Origin of the sequence: Prevotella koreensis (genome assembly GCF_003977605.1) — a bacterium.
Classification (GTDB): domain Bacteria; phylum Bacteroidota; class Bacteroidia; order Bacteroidales; family Bacteroidaceae; genus Prevotella; species Prevotella koreensis.
In genome coordinates, this window is record NZ_RYYU01000001.1 from 1,243,648 (window position 1) to 1,260,961 (window position 17,314).

A 17,314-nucleotide genomic window follows, 5' to 3' on the forward strand; every position below is an offset into this window, starting at 1 on the left:
ATGGATTAAGTCTGCCTATTTGGCGTAACTATGGAAAAAGCATGGGAAGCCCTGCACCTTAACGACAGCATCCGAAGACTTTTTCGTTTCAGGATTGTATGTGTAGAAACCGTTGCACTTGCGGTTTGCACTACCGAATACAATTAGGTTCTTATGCTTGCCTATCGCAATGCCATGAGGATTTGAGATTGGCAAATCTTCTATTCTTTCAATGGTCTTATTGTAGATGTCGATTACCACGGGGCATTGACAAATTGCAGTGTAAGGATTGCTTGCACCTTCCAAATCGAGTTTGTATGAATTGGCATAAGCATACAACTTTCCACCCTTATCATAGCACAACATTCCCAAATATTCTGCATATTTTGTCGAAAGACCCTTTATTTCCGTTTTGTCAAAACGAATACAGTAGTCTGGGTCTATCTCTGTCTCACCTTTCTTTATTCGTATTATACCTGCATTAAATCCCGGCATCAAACCAAATGAAGCCATACAACTGATGTAAATATCACCCTTTTCGTCCATGAAAATAGAATTAGAATCAATTGGACGAGTAGGCACGCTAACACCATGAGACTCGTTTCTTATAGTCTTCTCATACTGGTCGTTGTTTGTATTGATGAGCGCCAGTTCCACAGAACTCTCTTTAGGCATGTATTGACTGTTAAATTGTGACAAACCTACATACAGATAGTTGTCGCGTATAATCATGGCAGCGGGCGAAACGGTTGTTCCTTCATGCGCCAGCATAGACAAGTCGATTTTCTTTATCTCTTTCATTGTAGAGGGATTGAAAACGATTACCACACCAATCCCCTGACAACTGAGATATGCTTTCTCACTGTTCAGTTCCACAACATTGCATGCTGCGGCCCCTCCCGGTATGCCCATCGTTCCCTGCAACACCAACTTGTTATTCGGCCCCATCTTGTATAACTTCAATTCTGCCTTAGAACTTCCCATATAGTCGGGAAAAGAATAGATGTGTCCGTTGTCTAAAGCAATCGGTAATGCACCGAAACCGGTAGGCACACTGTTCTTATTGTCATACGTTGCAGGGTCAAGATTGGATATGGCCTGCAAATATACGCTACCGGAATTTCCCTCAGCATTGGTCACAGAGGTTGCAAACAGGATAGAACCCGGCTCCGTTGTGGGAGGTGTTATCGGTTTCTGAGCATCATTGTCGTCACACGAGATTACTGACACAGCCAGCAACATGGCCGGCAAAAGATTCTTAATTTTCATAATAATTTATTTTTTATGGTTATACATTTATGTTTATGGTAATTCATTATTTCAGCAAATACCTTACCTTTAGACCTATCGAGCGACCGGGTAGCGGGCGGTTGAGTTCCGAATACACCTCTCTATTGGTCAGATTTCTCGCTTTCAGCGTCACCGTCCACCTGTTGTTCATGAAACTATGTTCAATGCTTGCATCCATAGTGAGCGATGTAGGAATCCTACGGTCTTGACTATCGCTCATCTCGAAATCGTAGAAATATTTATGTATGTAAGATACATCGAGCAAGAAACGTGTGTTTTGCCCCTTTCCTCCGAACAGATTTTCACGGTGTATATCAAGTCCTCCGTTTGCCATAAGATATGGAATATTGGGTATGCGCTTATCCTTTGTTGGGTTTTCCACCGATGTTCCGGGCAATGTGGAACGTATGTCGCGCAGGTCTTGGAAAGTTCCGTTCACGTAGAAGTAGAGGAAAGGCAGCACATCTCCTTTCACTTCGGCCTCGATACCGCGCGTTCTCACATTGCCGAAATTCCTGTATCTCGCCATAGTAGGAATTATGTCTGCCGTGAAACGTATCATGTCCTTCAAGTCATTGAAGAACGTGTTCACCTCGGCTTCCACGAAGCCATACGCGTTGTTTTTATGATACAGCAGACCCAAGTTCACACCGTTGCATCTTTCCGGCAATAGTGTGGTTGATGGAAGTATCGAGTAGCCGTTGCCTATAAGTTCCTCGCTTGTGGGAATGCGCACCTCCGAACTGAACGAGGCCTTAACAAGCAGATTGCTCGTGAACTTATATCTCATTGCCTCACTCCAGCCCCAATAGTTCTTTGTGGTTATTACCGCCACCGGATTGTTGATGAAATAATTCTCCAGCATCTTCGATTTGGAAGTGAAGAAGAAATTTTTCACCGTGGTTGCACTTTGGAACTTTCCGCCGAAGAGCGACAAGTCGTATGAGAAACCGACCGTAAGATTCGACATTCTGCTTGGGAAATTGGCACGGAATCCCAATGCCTTGTCCATCAGGTCGTCCTTTGGCAACTGCTTGGTATGACTCCCAAACAGATTGATATTGAACGAGTGATGCTCATCAAATATATAATTCAAATTGAGTTTCGAGGCAAAGTCGTGCGAACGATTATCCCCATCAGAGGGAAAATTACCCTGCTCTCCACCATAAGAAGACACCGGTGGATATTCATTCCCATTCCAGTCATAGCGGTGCATGGCCTTATCAATAAGCCCGAAACGTCCGGCATTGTAGAATAAATTGAAATCAAAATCAAGCCCGGGCAGAAAGAAATTGTCACGCTTCAGCGTCAGTCCGGCCAATAAAGATGATGAATGATTGTATGCTTCACGTATATCGAACTCAAGTCCTTGCATCTCCTGCTTCGTCTTAGAATAGACAAGTTCCAGTTTCATTTCGTCAAACCACCATTTTGTTGCCTTTACAGAGCCACCGAATAGTAGTTTATTATATCGGTCATGGTCTCGTTTCACTATGCGGTCGTCAAGATTCATAAGGCGCATTTTGTAGTTGTTGTCGGAGTGGGTGTAACCTCCTCCAATGCCGAATTGCAATCCGCTTCTACTGTCAGTGCACTTTACAACAGCATCAAACTTATGAGTATTGAACGACGACACCTCATATCCGAAATCCATATACACCGGAGGATATTCCTTTGTAACCACATTCACCGCACCACCAAGCGATGCACCTCCGAACTTATAAGGGACAATGCCTTTATAAACCTCTATGCGTTCTATCATATCCGTAGGAATATCGTTCAGTGTGATATAGTTGTTCATCTGCCCTATAGGACTCTCATCGATGAACATTCCCATGCGCTTGCCTTCCAAACCACGCACCGACACGCGCGATGCACTCCCCACACCACCTGTGTTTCGCACCGTCACACCGGTGGTTCGGGCAAGAACATCATTGATTGAAGATGCCGTACCTTGCAGTTGGTTTGCAGAAATCACAGATACCGGCATGGTTGACTCCCTCAGTTTTCGTGCCTCGTTATGACCTATCACCACAACATCAGATAGTTGATGTGCCGAGGATGTCAATTCAACATCACACAGAATACTGTCATTGCCGTTAACAATATTTTTGCCGACGAACTTTGTCTGATAGCCGACATATTTTATCCTAAGTCTCTTTTTCATACCACCGGGCACCCTTAGCACATATTTGCCGTCAGTACCGGAAACAGTTCCTACTTTCGTATTCTCCAAATCTACAGACGCTCCGTACAAAGGTTCGCCGGTATTGGCATCGGTTATTTTTCCATAAACCACACTCTGCGCCTGCAAAACCTGAACAGGCAACAGGCATACCAGCGATGACAACACTACACGCAATAGTCTTCCGATGCTTCTTTTTCTGACTTTTTTATTTATATTCCACATTTCTTATATGTTTATTATTCATACATATCATTAATAGAAAGACACAATAACGAATATTATTCAAAGATATTCATTAAAAAAGCGCACCCCAATTCTGCATTGGAGTGCGCTTCAAACGAATACATGTTATCATCTTTCAGGTAAAAACCCGTGTTTACTATCATAAAAAATCCTTCTATTAATCTGTCGGCAAAAGTATTAAAAAATCACATATTACACAATACTAAAAAATGATGATTTTCTTTTTGATGAACGACTAAATAAGAAATTATCGACTTTGTGGGCTTATGACCGTTTGTAGTTAAAGTTGTTAGTGTACCCCATTGTGCGATACAATTGTCATTTCAACTTCTGAAATCTGGCCTGACAACGTTTCTTGTAACTATAACCAAACGCATGCTTCAGGAACTTACGCCAATTATACGAGGCGATAAAAGCAATCGCATCGCACAGTTTAGGAGTTTGTGAGGCATAGATGGAACGGCGCATACGCACGAAATATAGGTCGGCAATGGTCTCGAAAGGTGAGAAAACGCGTCCGTCATGGCTCATCGGCCACACCTCGGAATAGAAACGGTTGGTCTCAATGACAGCCTCATCGAAGTCGGACAAACGCTTACCATAGTCTGAATTAATCCACCAGAAGTTTCCGGAAAACATCTTATAGTCGCGCGGAGGCCAGCGATAGCAGCCATAAAGGTCATAGCCGTCATTCAATGTATTCACCGCCACGCGCCATTTAGCAAACACGAAATACTCAAGCATTTCCCTCCACGCCTCTATCTTGGCTTGAAAACCGTGAAAAAGTCGGTCGGAGGTGTTCACACACTGATAACTGATGCCTTTGGTATGGAAATAATACACAAGGCAATCGTTCTCTCTGCACAAGTCAAGAACCTTCTCAAGGGCGGGATATTCATACCTGCGGGCATCGTTGGTGAATGATACCATCTCCATCTTCTCACTGCCTATGATACGCCGCAGTTCGTCTATGTCACTATCGTTTTTTGATATACAACTAACGAACAGCCTCTGTGTGGCATCGAGCAACCCGTCATTCTTCAGGTTTTCCACCTGCCTCTTCACGAGCCGTTGCCACCCCTCGACACAATATACGTGATAGATGCCGAATATTGGTTTCGCAGATTGCGGCTCATGCTCCCACTTGCTGATGTCGCGACGGTCGTAAACACGAAACAGCGAGTCGAATATATGTATTCCTCCCGTTCTCTTTCTGCTGTTTGTTTGTTCACGATCCTTTTTCATTTTCTCATCAACAAGGCTCTATATACATTATATAATAGATGCGAACATCTGCTTCAAGTCGTACTTAGGTTGCCATCCCAATGCCTTGATTCGACTCGTGTCAAGTCGCAGGTATGTCGTGGGCGAGTAGCCCATGCTCTCTCTCAACTCTATCCTCACCCTCATCTTCTTACCAAACTCACGGCAAACCATCTCCGCCATGTCGCGAACCGAGATATATGTATTCTCATTTGCCACATTGTAAGCCATTCCGGTCTCCCCTCGCAGCAGAATATACATCATGGCCTCTATGGCATCTGCGGTGTGACAATAGCAGCGACGCAGTTTTCCTTCGGTGAAAAGCACTATGTCATTGTCGGCCGCAGCACAGCGTGCGAACTGCGCAAAGACGCGGTTATCGTCTTCGGCAACTTTCATTCCGAATGTCTGTGCAAGTCTGGCGGTCATCACCCGAACTCCATATTCTGCGCTATAAGCATGGCAAAGACATTCTGCCGACTGTTTAGCCATAGGGTAACTGCTGCGTGCCTGCATTAGGTCGAGATGTCCTTGACGGTCTTCAGTAAGCGGTTCGGTGTCATCGAGCACCGTGCCATACACTTCGAGCGAAGAAACATAGAGCACTCCTTTCATTCCCGCACCCGCTCTTTTGGCATACTCCAGCACCTGTCGCGTGCCGAGAAAAACAGTGCTCAACGTCTCAACCGGATGTTCGGCGAAGTCTTTCGATGCCGTTGGTGAAGCGAGATGCACCAGATAGTCGGCCTCGTATGGCGGACAGAACGGCTCGCCCGATGAGAAATCGTATTCATAATAACTGATACCGTCACCGGCCTTGCCGAACATTGCCTCAGTCTTAGCGATATTCCTCACAGCACACGTCACACTGATACCCGCCGAGTGGAGTTTGTTCTGTTCTTGAAGAAAATCCACAAGACACGAACCGATCAGCCCTGTCGCCCCGGTCACAATCCATCTGCTTTCGCGCAATCGTTCAATGAGAATTCTGTCCATAACGCAATGTTCCGTTTTCATGTAATTTATCACAGTCCGAATATCTGCTGATTCTCATGCACCTCAACCATTGCGCGGAGCACGAAGAAGTCAGTGGGAGTGGTTATCTTGATGTTCTCCATCGGCCCGATTATCGTCTTCAGTTGGTAACCGTAATGGCTCATCATCGTACAAGAATCGATAAAGTCGTGCCTTCCCTCGTCTATAGCACGCCTATGGGCAGAAATGATGTCGCGGAGTGCGAAACTCTGCGGTGCGCGGGCTATGAGCGAATTGGCTCGTTCGGGAATTTCGAGAGAGCCGTCGCCCTGCTCCACCACGAAAGTTTCGGTTGCCGGCACGCATGTTATGCACGAGCCGAACTCTTTCACGGTCTTTATATTGTCCGATATGGTCTGCTCGGTTATAAGCGGCCTCACCCCGTCATGTATCATCACCGTTGCTTCCTTGCCACCGGCCACGCGCTCCGCCTCTACCAGAGCATTGAAAATAGAGTCCTGTCCGGTAGTGCCGCCGGGCACTATGCCCACCACCTTGTTTATCTCGAACTTGCGTATCATCTTCTTCAGGAACGGAATCCACGCCTCGATACATGCCACCACGATGGCATCCACCTCCGGATGATTATCGAAAAGTTCAAGCGTATATATTATTATCGGCTTTCCGTTGAGTTCAAGAAACTGCTTTGGGCGCGATTTCGTGTGCATCCTGACACCCGAGCCGCCTGCGAATATTGCTGCGATGTTCATGGTCTTTTTCCTTTTTTTTTCGGTTTGTGGTATGAAGAGCGGCATTCTCCGCCTCACTACCATATTTTTATCTCCGTGTTATGTCTGTTCCTTTTGTCGCGTGGCGGCAGTTCCATATAGTTGCCGTATGCTATCCTACAGAGTTTTTCCGGGTCTGCCGGTCCGTCGAATGTGTGCCCCTCAAATACGATAGGCTTCAGCGGAAGCATCGCGTCACGCGGATTTTGTTCGTAGAACCACGCGCCGTATGAGTGCATGAAGCAGTCGCGAGAGCCGAATATTCTTCCCGTAATACGGAACACCGGGAACACAATGTTGTGAAGGAACATATAACCTCCTTGTGCCAACATGGGATAACGGCCTGCCAAATCGAAGTTCACCACACACGAAAGTTTTGCCGCCAACCGCTGCATCCATGGTATAACATAAGGTTCGTAAGGGAAGATGTCGATATGCAAGCCCTTGTATCTCAAGGCCTGATGCGACCTCCAGTCGCGACTTCCCACCGGTTCCAGCGAGACATACTCGCTGTTCAGGTCGCGCAACGTGGCCCATTCCTTATAATAACCCTTGTCGGTACGGTTGGTTTGCACCACATATTGCGGGTGGGGGTGCTGCTCAAGATAATCCACAATCTTCTTGTAGTCTTCCCTACTCACCACCACGTCGGCATCATCGTCCCACGGAATGAACCCGCCATGACGCAGACTGCCAAGCACCGAACCACCGTCAAGGCGCGGACGAGCACCACACTTGCGTCCCGCTTCTTGCAGATACAACAGCATGTCGAGCATGCGCATCTGTGCCTTACGCATCGTTGAGCCTTCCGGGTTATATTCACTGCGCAGGCTCTCGTCGGTTTCTCCGGTATTATAAGTCCTGTTCATACAAGATGCAAAGTTAAGTTTTTATTTTCATTATTCGCTTTGCCGTTCCATAAAATTATGTTATTTTTGCAGCAAAGTGATGAAACATGTCATTCTGAATAAAGATATTCATGTGAATATCAGACCTTCGGATGGAGATTGTAAACGACAAAATGCGGATATACTACTACCACACTCAAGACGCAGAGCACATCATAAACGAATGGAAATGCGGGCGATACCCCTCTCATTTGCTGTATGGCGCAACGTGTTTTGCAGAAAACGGCATAGAAACAGTGATGCACAAGCACCGGCAGGAGAACAACAGACTGCGCCGCATGGTGCGCGTGGCATGGCAGGTGATGCGCTGTCGCGAACAATATGACGTGCTTTACGGTTCGTCCCACAGAGGTCTCGAACTGCTCATCATGCTCCGTGCAATTGGCATATACCGCCACCCCATCTGTATTTGGCATCACCAACCGATAACCAAAGCACGCGGACTGTTGCGAGAATATGTTTCGCGACTGTATTACCGCGGTATCGACCATCTTTTCATGTTTTCCAAAACAATAGCGAAAATGTCGGAACGCTCGGTGAAATGCCGTCCGGAAAGGATTAGTGTGGCGCACTGGGGAGCCGACATCGACTACTACGACCGTTTCATGCGCGAGCATCGGGAACAGCGTAGCGGATTTATATCGTCGGGAATGGAACGCCGCGACATGCCTACCCTTATCAGTGCATTCAACAACACAGCCCTTCCGTTGCGCATATTCTCAATAACAAAATATCTTGGCAACGACTATGAAAAAATAATCGGCAGCATAGAACGCCGAGAAAACATAATGGTGACTTTCAACAATCGCCTTATGATAGACAAACTTACAGCAGAGGTGAACCGCTCGGCATGCGTAGTGATATGCTGCCAACCCACCAACTATACCGTGGGACTGACCACTGTGGTTGAAGCACTCGCACTCGGAATACCCATAATATGCTCGCGAAACCCGCAAATGCCGATGGACATTGAGGCCGAAGGTTGCGGACTACTCATAGACTATGGCGATGTGGCGGGCTGGGAACGCGCCATACGTTTCATTGCCGAGAACCCGGAAGAGGCCAAAAGAATGGGAGAGCGAGGAAGAAAACTTGCCGAAAAGGTTTACAACATAAGACAATGCACCCGCGAAATGGCGGCAGTCATGAAGAAGATGAAAGGAAAATAGTTACGAAAATAATAAACCCAAAAGTAACGTTAAAAACAAGATTTTATTTGGTGGGAAACATAGAATGCAGTCATTATAGTCCTTGACTGATTTTGTTCGATTGTTGAGCAGACGTGCTGACGTTTCATCGAAGGCGTAGCGGACTACGGCGAGATGTAATGGCTGCGCAGATGTCGGCAAGCGGACTAAAGCAGTAAGGAAGCACTACATCAAAAGCAAATCTAAGTAAATGCGTTCTAATGACCAATTGGGTTTAAAAGGCAGTGGAAGAAGTAAGGCATTTGTAGTTACAGCATATTACCATAAATCCGAAGAAACTACTACATCTCAATCCTTTCTCTTTCACAGCATTCCCCCTTTGTAGTAGTTGTCAGGGTAATGGACATTCGAGATGTTTTCAGCCTACCAAATGTCCATTACGCCATTAGTTGCAATAAGATATTTTTTCTTATGCACAGCAAAATGGGCGATTTTGCAAACTAATTTCGCCTGTTTTGGTCAGCAATTTCGCCCAATTTGCAGAGCAATCTCGCCTGTTTTGCACCGGGAAGGCTATCTCATTGGCATCTGTATCAAGATCATGTCACTTATACGTGAGTTCGGAAAAAGGACTCATCATAAGAATTCGTAATCTGCGGAAATTGCCAGGCGGATTCCGGAAGCATTACCATAATATGTGGAAAAAACGATACAGTCAGGAGTATTTTTGAGGGAGATTATCCTGCACTCGCGTAAAATACTAATTTTTGGGTATTGTGCAATTGTGACATCCTTAGTATTTTTGCAACAACTAAATAAATTTCAGCGTATGATTAAAAATAAAAGTCATATATTATATGGAAACAAAGTCCCATTCAGTAAAACGCACCGTTCTTTCCTTGAACGGTGCGATTTTTTTATGAACAAAACAGAACTTGGTTCATTATTTAACATATTCATAGGCGTATGCAGAAACTAAAAGACGACATTCGGCAGCGTATCGTTGCCGTAGCACGCGAGGAATTCATCGCTCACGGCGCACGCAGCACGTCTATCCGCACGGTGGCGCGGCGTGCGGGCATTGCCGTGGGTAACGTGTATAACTACTTCCGCAGCAAGAACGAGTTGTTTTGTGCTGTGCTGCAACCGCTGCTCGACGAGTTGAACCGCTACATCTTGTCGCACAACGAGGAGCGACACCTATGCATTGAGGTGTTCGACACATTCGATTATCAGAACGAATACATCGGTGAAATGAAGAGAATGGTGAGGCTTTACCGTCCCGAACTTCGCTTGTTGCTGTTCAATGCCGAAGGCACATCGCTTGCGGGGTACAAGGAAAGAATAGCAGAACACCAGTTGAGAGCAGGCATGGAATACCTGCGACTGATGAAAGTGCGCTATCCGCACATCAACATCGACATATCGCCCTTCTTCCTGCATATTGCGAGTTCCATGTGGGTAAACATCTTCTGCGAACTTGTGGAGCACGAGGACTACGACGAAAGCGAGGTGAACCGTGCACTCGAGCAGTATGCCGCTTACAGTATGGCAGGGTGGAGAGAACTGATGAAACCTTAGAAACAATAACCTTTTAATATATATATAAGAAGATGATTAGAATTCTGAAACGCTTAGGACATTACATGGGAGGGCGCAAGCCGTTGCTGCCCTGCTCGGTTGTGCTGTCGGCAGTGAACGGACTGCTGTCGCTCGTACCCTTTATTTTCCTGTGGTTGGTGGTGCGCACGCTGCTCACTGCCGACGGAAACCTTGCCGATACGCCCGTATGGGACTATGCCATTGCGGCGTTCGCGGTGTCGATGGCGAATGTTTTGCTCTATTTTGCCGCCCTCATGCTCTCGCATCTTTCCGCTTTCCGCATCGAAACCAATATGCGGCGCACTGCCATGGAACGACTGATGCGTGTTCCATTGGGCTTTTTCGACACGCAGAACACGGGGCGCATGCGCAAGATAATAGACGAAGATTCGAGCCAGACCCACACTTTCGTGGCACACATACTGCCCGATGTGGCAGGCAGCGTGGTGGCTCCGATAGGCATTATAGTCCTTCTGCTTGCCGTAGATTGGCAGTTGGGCATTGCCGCAATGGTGCCGATAGTGTGCGCCTTCGGCATCATGGGTTACATGATGAACCCTAAGAACAACGATTTCCAGCGTATGTACCTCGACGCACAGGAGAAAATGAGTGCCGAAGCTGTGGAATACGTGCGCGGAATACCCGTTGTGAAGGTCTTCCAACAGACGGTGTTCTCGTTCAAACGCTTTCACGACAGCATCATCAACTACCGCGACCTCGTCATCAGGTACACCCTTTTGTGGCGCACGCCCATGTCTGCCTACACCATAGCCATCAATGCTTTCGCCTTTCTGCTTGTGCCTACGGGCATCATACTGATAGGGCACGGCGGCGAAACGGCCATCATCGTTTCCGATATGGTGCTGTATGTGCTCATCGCACCCATCATCGCAGCCAACGTAATGAAAGCCATGCACCTCAGTCAGAACCTCTTTCTGGCAAACGAAGCGGTAGACCGATTGGAGAAACTCACCGCCACGCCGCCGCTTTCAGAGAGTTCCGAGCCCGAGAAAGCGGCAGCCTTCGACGTCAGCCTGCGCAATGTGTCGTTCCGATACGAAGCGGCGGAGCACGATGCCATAAGCCACATCGACCTCGACATACCGCAAGGCAAGACCGTTGCGCTGGTGGGAGCGTCCGGAAGCGGCAAGACAACCATCGCAAGGCTCATTCCACGCTTCTGGGACGTACGCGAAGGCAGTTTGAAAATAGGCGGTGTGGACGTTCGGCACATGGATAAGGCAACGCTGATGCGCAACGTGTCGTTCGTGTTTCAGAACACCCGACTGTTCAAGACCTCCATCTTGGAGAACATACGCTACGGCAATCCCGATGCGACCATCGAGCAGGTGAACCGTGCCGTAGACCTCTCGCAGAGTCGGGAAATCATCGAGCGGCTGCCACAGGGGCTGAACACCGTGATAGGAGCGGAGGGAACATACCTCTCTGGCGGCGAGCAGCAGCGCATAGTGCTTGCCCGTGCCATTCTGAAAGATGCGCCCATCGTGGTGCTCGACGAGGCTACAGCCTTTGCCGACCCCGAAAACGAGCACCTTATCAGGCAGGCATTTGCCCACCTTACTTGCGGGAAAACCGTGCTCATGATAGCCCACCGACTGACCACCGTGCAGGATGCCGACAACATTGTCGTGGTGGACAAGGGCAGAATAGCCGAACAGGGCACCCACCGACAACTCATGGAGCAAGCCACATTATATTATAAGATGTGGAACGAATACCAAAAGTCGGTGGCATGGAAACTATAAACCTAAACCTAAACAGAAAGGATACAAGACTATGATAAAATATCTTCAACAACGGTTCGCCCTCACCGAAAAAGGAGCGAAAGACTTGCGGAAAGGCATCGCCTTCTCTACATTGATGAACCTCGCATTGATGCTGCCGCCCACCTATTTGTTCTTCTTCCTCATGGAGTACATCGACGCCAAGCCCTCCACCGAGCCGCACACGCTGTGGTTCTATGTGCTTGTGGCTTTGCTCTTGGCGGTGCTTATGTTCTTCATAGCCCTCCGACAGTACGACAGCACCTACACCACCGTCTACAACGAGAGTGCGCAACGCCGCATCGGAGTGGCAGAAAAACTGCGTCGACTGCCCCTCGCTTTCTTCGGCGAGCGCAACCTTTCCGACCTCACCTCTACCGTGATGGAAGACTGCACGATGCTCGAGCAAACCTTCTCGCACGCTGTTCCCCAACTGTTTGCGTCGGCTCTGAGCGTCGTCATCATCGCCGTGGGTATGTTCTCCTACAACTGGCACTTGGCTTTAGCTCTCTTTTGGGTCGTTCCGCTCGCCGTAACCGTACTGCTGCTGTCGCGCCGTCAGCTCCACAAAGCCTTCGTTCAGCACTATAAAGTGAAGCGTGGCGTAACCGAACAGATACAGGAAGGACTGGAATGTATGCAGGAAATAAGGTCGTACAGTGGCGAACAGGCATACTGCCGCAGCTTCGACAAGCGGCTGAAGGGCTACGAACGCGAACTTGTGCGCGGCGAACTCGTGGCAGGTGCCTTCCTCAACCTCGCCGGAATGTTGCTCAAACTCGGCATGCCCACCGTTATATTGGTGGGAGCGTGGCTGTTGCAGCAGGGCGAAGTGTCGGTATTCACCTACTTGGCTTACCTCTTGGCATCAGCAATGGTCTACAATCCCATTATCGAAGTGTGCAACTACATTGCACTGCTCTCTTTCCTCGACGTGCGCATCAACCGCATGAAGGAAATAGAAAGCATGCCTACGCAGGAGGGACGTGCAGACGTACAAATCGAAAACCATGACATCGAGTTCCGCAACGTAAGTTTTGCATACGAAACCGAGAAGCAAGTGCTGCACAATGTATCGTTCACCGCACGTCAAGGCACCGTTACCGCACTCGTAGGACCGTCGGGTGGAGGCAAAAGCACTACTGCCAAACTTGCCGCACGCTTTTGGGACATCGATGACGGACAAATTCTTGTGGGAGGGAACGACATCTCGAAGATTGATCCCGAAACGCTGCTGAAACACTATTCCATCGTCTTTCAGGACGTATTGCTGTTCAATGCCTCCATAGCCGATAATATACGCATCGGCAAACGCGACGCCACAGACGAGGAAGTGCGCCACGTTGCCCGAATGGCGCAGTGCGACAACTTCATCAGCCGAATGCCGCAAGGCTACGATACCGTCATAGGCGAAAACGGCGAAACCCTTTCGGGTGGCGAACGGCAGCGCATCTCTATTGCCCGCGCCCTGCTGAAGAATGCCCCAATCATACTTCTCGACGAAGCCACCGCAAGCCTTGATGCCGAGAACGAGACGAAAATACAAGCGGGCATCTCCGAACTGGTGCGCAACAAGACTGTCATCATCATCGCACACCGTATGCGCACCGTTCGCAATGCCGACCACATAGTGGTGCTTAGTGGCGGCACGGTCAGCGAACAGGGCACGCCCGACGAACTGTTGGCTCGTAACGGCGAGTTCGCCCGCATGGTTCGTCTGCAACAGAAAAAACAGTAATGAAGAAACATCTACAACAATCGCTCACGAAGGATTATGGAAAACAGCAACAGTATATGGCTTACGACGTGTATGGTGACCGTGCGGCTTGGACACGTTTGTCCAATGAGTTGGACTGGCGTGTCCAATGGGTTGGACAAACGTGTTCAATGCCATGAGTCTTAAAGGTTCCCGGTAACAGATCAGAGATAATAATAACAATAAAGATAAAACAACAATGAAAATCGTAAAAATCAACAGTAAGTTCAAGCAGTTGGCAGACCGGATACTCTGCCACCGTCTTGTGGTCGGCGTGTTGTTCGCAGTCATCGTCGCCTTCTCGTTTGTGGGGGCGAAGCGCATCGTGATGAAAACCTCGTTCGACGACTATTTCGTGGGCGACGACCCGATGCTGCTCAAGACCAATGAATTCAAGTCTATCTTCGGCAACGACTACTATGTGGCGGTGCTGGTGAAGAACAAGGACATCTTCTCCCAACGCAGCCTGACGCTCATTCGCGAACTGAGCAACGAACTGAAAGACAGTCTGTCGTATGCCGACAAGGTGACGTCGCTCACCGACATTGAGTTTGCCGCAGGCACGGAGGAGGGTATGACCATCGAACAGATCGTTCCCGACGAAATACCCTCTGATGCCGCTTCGCTGAATGTAATCCGGCAGAAAGCATACAGCAAACCGTATTTGGCAAAGAAGATGGTGTCGCACGACGGTACGATGACGTGGATTATGGTGAAACTGCGCCCGTTCCCCGAAGAGAGCGTGTGGAAAAAGACGAGCGACATTGCGCCCGACATGATTACGGGCAAAGAAGCGGGACACATCATCGGGAAGGCGAAATATGCCGAACTGTCGCCCAATGCCGCGGGAATGCCCTATCTGGGCTACGAGAAATTCGTTTATCTCAAAAGCGAACTGGGGCGGCTGTTCCTCTTTGCCTTCATCATCTCCATCGTTGTGATGATTATCGTAACCCGTTCGCTGCGTGGCGTGGTTGCACCACTGCTCACATCCGTGTTCGGACTGCTCATCAGTTTCGGCATCATCGGCTGGACGGGCATCTACATCGACATGACCACGACAATGATTGCCGTGATATTGACTTTTGCCTGCTCCATCGCCTACAACATTCACCTGTACAATTTCTTCAAGACGCAGTTCGTAGAAACAGGCAAGCGCAGGGAATCAATCAAGGAAGCCGTAGGCGAAACCGGTTGGGGAGTGTTACTGTCGGGGCTTACCACCGTGGCTGCCATGATGACGTTTCTGTCAATGAAGATAGTACCGATGCGAGCCATCGGCATCAACACCTCGCTCTGTCTGCTTGCCGTGCTGCTCACCTGCCTGCTGCTCACCCCCATTCTGTTGTCGTTCGGCAAGGATCGCAAGCCTGCCACCGATATGTCGAAGAGTTTTGAAGGATATATCGGAAAACGATTCGAACTGTTCGGCAGTTTTGTGATGCGCAACCATCGTTCCATTGTCGCGTCGTCGGTTGTGCTGACCATCTTCTGCGGTATCGGACTCTTCTTCATCGAACCGGCGTTCGACATCGAAAAGACGATGGGACGGAAGATTCCCTACGTCAAGAAATTCCTCGACCTCTGCGAAACCGACCTCGGTTCGATATATTCCTACGACCTTATGATTACCTTGCCGCACGACAACGATGCCAAGAAGCCGGAGAATTTGCAGAAACTCGACCGACTGGCGGAGATTGCTGGCGGCTACAGACTGACGAAACGCCACAATTCCATCACCGACATCGTGAAGGATATGAACTGCACGCTCAACGGCAACAAGCAGCAGTTCTACCGTATTCCCGACAATGCTGATATGGTGGCGCAGTTGCTGTTGCTCTATGAGAATGCGGGCGGTACGGAGTCGGAATACTGGATGGACTACGACTACAAGCGGCTGCGGTTGCAGTTGGAGATGAAAGACTACAACTCCAACGAGGCGGAAAAGGAAATGAATGACTTGGAGGCGGAGGCACGCAAACTCTTTCCCGGCGCACACGTCTCGGTGGTAGGCAGCATACCACAGTTCACCGTGATGCAGCAGTATGTGGAGCGCGGGCAGATGTGGTCGATGCTGTTGTCGGTATTGGTAATAGGCGTTATACTCGTGCTTGTCTTCGGCAACTGGAAAGTGGGGCTTGTAGGTATGATACCGAACATTGCCCCTGCCATCATAGTGGGCGGTATGATGGGGTGGCTGGGCTATCCGCTCGATATGATGACTGCTTCGCTCATTCCGATGGTCTTGGGTATTGCCGTCGATGATACCATTCACTTCATCAACCACAGCCATGTGGCATACGACAGATGCGGCAATTATGCAGAAGCCATCAACCGAACCTTCCGCACCGAAGGGCTCGCCATCGTCATGTCCACAGTCGTCATATCGGCTACGTTTACAGGCTTCGTCTTCTCAGATGGCACACAGATGCGCAATTGGGGCATTCTGGCTGTTGCCGGTATGATGTCGGCGCTGCTGGCAGACCTCTTCCTCACGCCCATTCTTTTCAAGTATCTCCGTGTGTTCGGCAACGACAAACGGACTTCCTCTGGAACGGCAAACGAACTTCCTCAGTAACGATAATCACTATAAAAAAAACAAAACGATATGAAAACAAAACATTTCACATTGCTGCTCATCTCCATGCTGGCGGTTTGCGGCACGCAGGCAGCAGGGCTGTCGGGCAGAGACATCATGCAGAAAGTAAGAAACCGTGCAGACGGTGACACACGTTCTGCCACCATCGAAATGACGCTCATACAGAAGAGCGGTCATAAGCGTGTGAGAAAACTCGAATCGTGGGCAATGGACATAGGCAATGATACGAAGAAAATCATGTTCTTCACCTATCCCGGCGACGTGAAGGGTACGGGATTTCTCACTTGGGACTACGACAATACCGCCAAGACGGACGATAAGTGGCTTTATCTTCCGGCAATGAAAAAGACGAGGCGCATCAGCGGAAAGTCGTCGAAAACCGATTACTTCATGGGCAGCGACTTTACCTACAACGATATGAGCACTCGTAGCGTGGACGAAGAGAAGCATACGCTTCTGCGTGAAGAAATGTTGGGCGGCCACAAATGTTGGGTGATAGAGTCGGTGCCTAATGACAAGGATGAAATTTATGCACGTCGGGTTACATGGATTCGGCAGGACTGCCTGATGGCGGTAAAGGCGGAATACTACGACAAGCTGAACAAACTGCACCGTAGGCTCACTATTTCCGACATAGAGAAAGTGCAGGGCTTCTGGACGATGCACTTTATGCAGATGGAGAATGTACAGACGGGACACAAGACCATTATCCGTATGTACAATCAGAAATTCAACGTAAAGGTATCGCCTAATTTTTTCACCGTTTCCCAATTGGAGAAAGGACTCTGATA

At 48.7% G+C, this 17,314-nt stretch carries 13 protein-coding genes; 7 read left to right on the forward strand and 6 right to left on the reverse strand.

The window, feature by feature from the left end; genetic code table 11:
* Positions 1–15 precede the first annotated feature (15 nt).
* The 6 genes from EHV08_RS05345 to EHV08_RS05370 all read right to left on the reverse strand — a co-directional run bounded on the left by EHV08_RS05345 (position 16) and on the right by EHV08_RS05370 (position 7,595).
* The gene (locus tag EHV08_RS05345; RefSeq protein WP_126678397.1) at positions 16–1,248 is read right to left on the reverse strand and encodes a hypothetical protein; all 1,233 of its coding nucleotides are present in this window, start codon (positions 1,246–1,248) and stop codon (positions 16–18) included.
* A gap of 46 nt (positions 1,249–1,294) precedes the next feature.
* Positions 1,295–3,679, reverse strand: coding sequence for a TonB-dependent receptor (locus EHV08_RS05350; RefSeq protein ID WP_126678398.1), 2,385 nt, complete (start codon positions 3,677–3,679; stop codon positions 1,295–1,297).
* 339 nt (positions 3,680–4,018) lie between these two features.
* Positions 4,019–4,945 carry a hypothetical protein gene (locus EHV08_RS05355; protein ID WP_126678399.1) on the reverse strand — a complete coding sequence of 309 codons (927 nt, stop codon included), beginning with the start codon at positions 4,943–4,945 and terminating at the stop codon, positions 4,019–4,021.
* Between the two features lie 27 nt (positions 4,946–4,972).
* Positions 4,973–5,959, reverse strand: coding sequence for an NAD-dependent epimerase/dehydratase family protein (locus EHV08_RS05360; RefSeq protein ID WP_238988015.1), 987 nt, complete (start codon positions 5,957–5,959; stop codon positions 4,973–4,975).
* 29 nt (positions 5,960–5,988) lie between these two features.
* Positions 5,989–6,708 (reverse strand): IspD/TarI family cytidylyltransferase, encoded by a 720-nt coding sequence (locus EHV08_RS05365; protein ID WP_126679427.1) that lies wholly within the window; start codon positions 6,706–6,708, stop codon positions 5,989–5,991.
* 56 nt (positions 6,709–6,764) lie between these two features.
* Positions 6,765–7,595: a LicD family protein gene (locus EHV08_RS05370; protein ID WP_126678401.1), complete on the reverse strand. Its 831-nt coding sequence runs from the start codon at positions 7,593–7,595 to the stop codon at positions 6,765–6,767.
* Positions 7,596–7,726: 131 nt separating this feature from the next.
* On the opposite strand from EHV08_RS05370, the gene EHV08_RS05375 reads away from it, so the two are divergent.
* The 7 genes from EHV08_RS05375 (at position 7,727) to EHV08_RS05400 (ending at position 17,312) form a co-directional block, all read left to right on the forward strand.
* Positions 7,727–8,803 carry a glycosyltransferase family 4 protein gene (locus tag EHV08_RS05375; protein ID WP_126678402.1) on the forward strand — a complete coding sequence of 359 codons (1,077 nt, stop codon included), beginning with the start codon at positions 7,727–7,729 and terminating at the stop codon, positions 8,801–8,803.
* A gap of 945 nt (positions 8,804–9,748) precedes the next feature.
* Positions 9,749–10,363, forward strand: coding sequence for a TetR/AcrR family transcriptional regulator (locus EHV08_RS05380; protein ID WP_126678403.1), 615 nt, complete (start codon positions 9,749–9,751; stop codon positions 10,361–10,363).
* 32 nt (positions 10,364–10,395) lie between these two features.
* Positions 10,396–12,150 carry an ABC transporter ATP-binding protein gene (locus tag EHV08_RS05385; protein ID WP_126678404.1) on the forward strand — a complete coding sequence of 585 codons (1,755 nt, stop codon included), beginning with the start codon at positions 10,396–10,398 and terminating at the stop codon, positions 12,148–12,150.
* 31 nt (positions 12,151–12,181) lie between these two features.
* A complete protein-coding gene (locus EHV08_RS05390) occupies positions 12,182–13,906 on the forward strand; it encodes an ABC transporter ATP-binding protein (protein ID WP_126678405.1) in 1,725 nt (574 codons plus the stop codon).
* On the forward strand, positions 13,906–14,064 hold the full coding sequence (locus tag EHV08_RS11425; protein ID WP_158676052.1) for a hypothetical protein: 159 nt from the start codon (positions 13,906–13,908) through the stop codon (positions 14,062–14,064). The genes EHV08_RS05390 and EHV08_RS11425 overlap by 1 nt, the downstream gene beginning before the upstream one ends.
* Before the next feature lie 59 nt (positions 14,065–14,123).
* Positions 14,124–16,502 carry an efflux RND transporter permease subunit gene (locus EHV08_RS05395; RefSeq protein ID WP_126678406.1) on the forward strand — a complete coding sequence of 793 codons (2,379 nt, stop codon included), beginning with the start codon at positions 14,124–14,126 and terminating at the stop codon, positions 16,500–16,502.
* Positions 16,503–16,532: 30 nt separating this feature from the next.
* Entirely contained in the window at positions 16,533–17,312 is a 780-nt protein-coding gene (locus tag EHV08_RS05400) for an outer membrane lipoprotein-sorting protein (protein ID WP_126678407.1), read from the forward strand.
* Positions 17,313–17,314 lie beyond the last annotated feature (2 nt).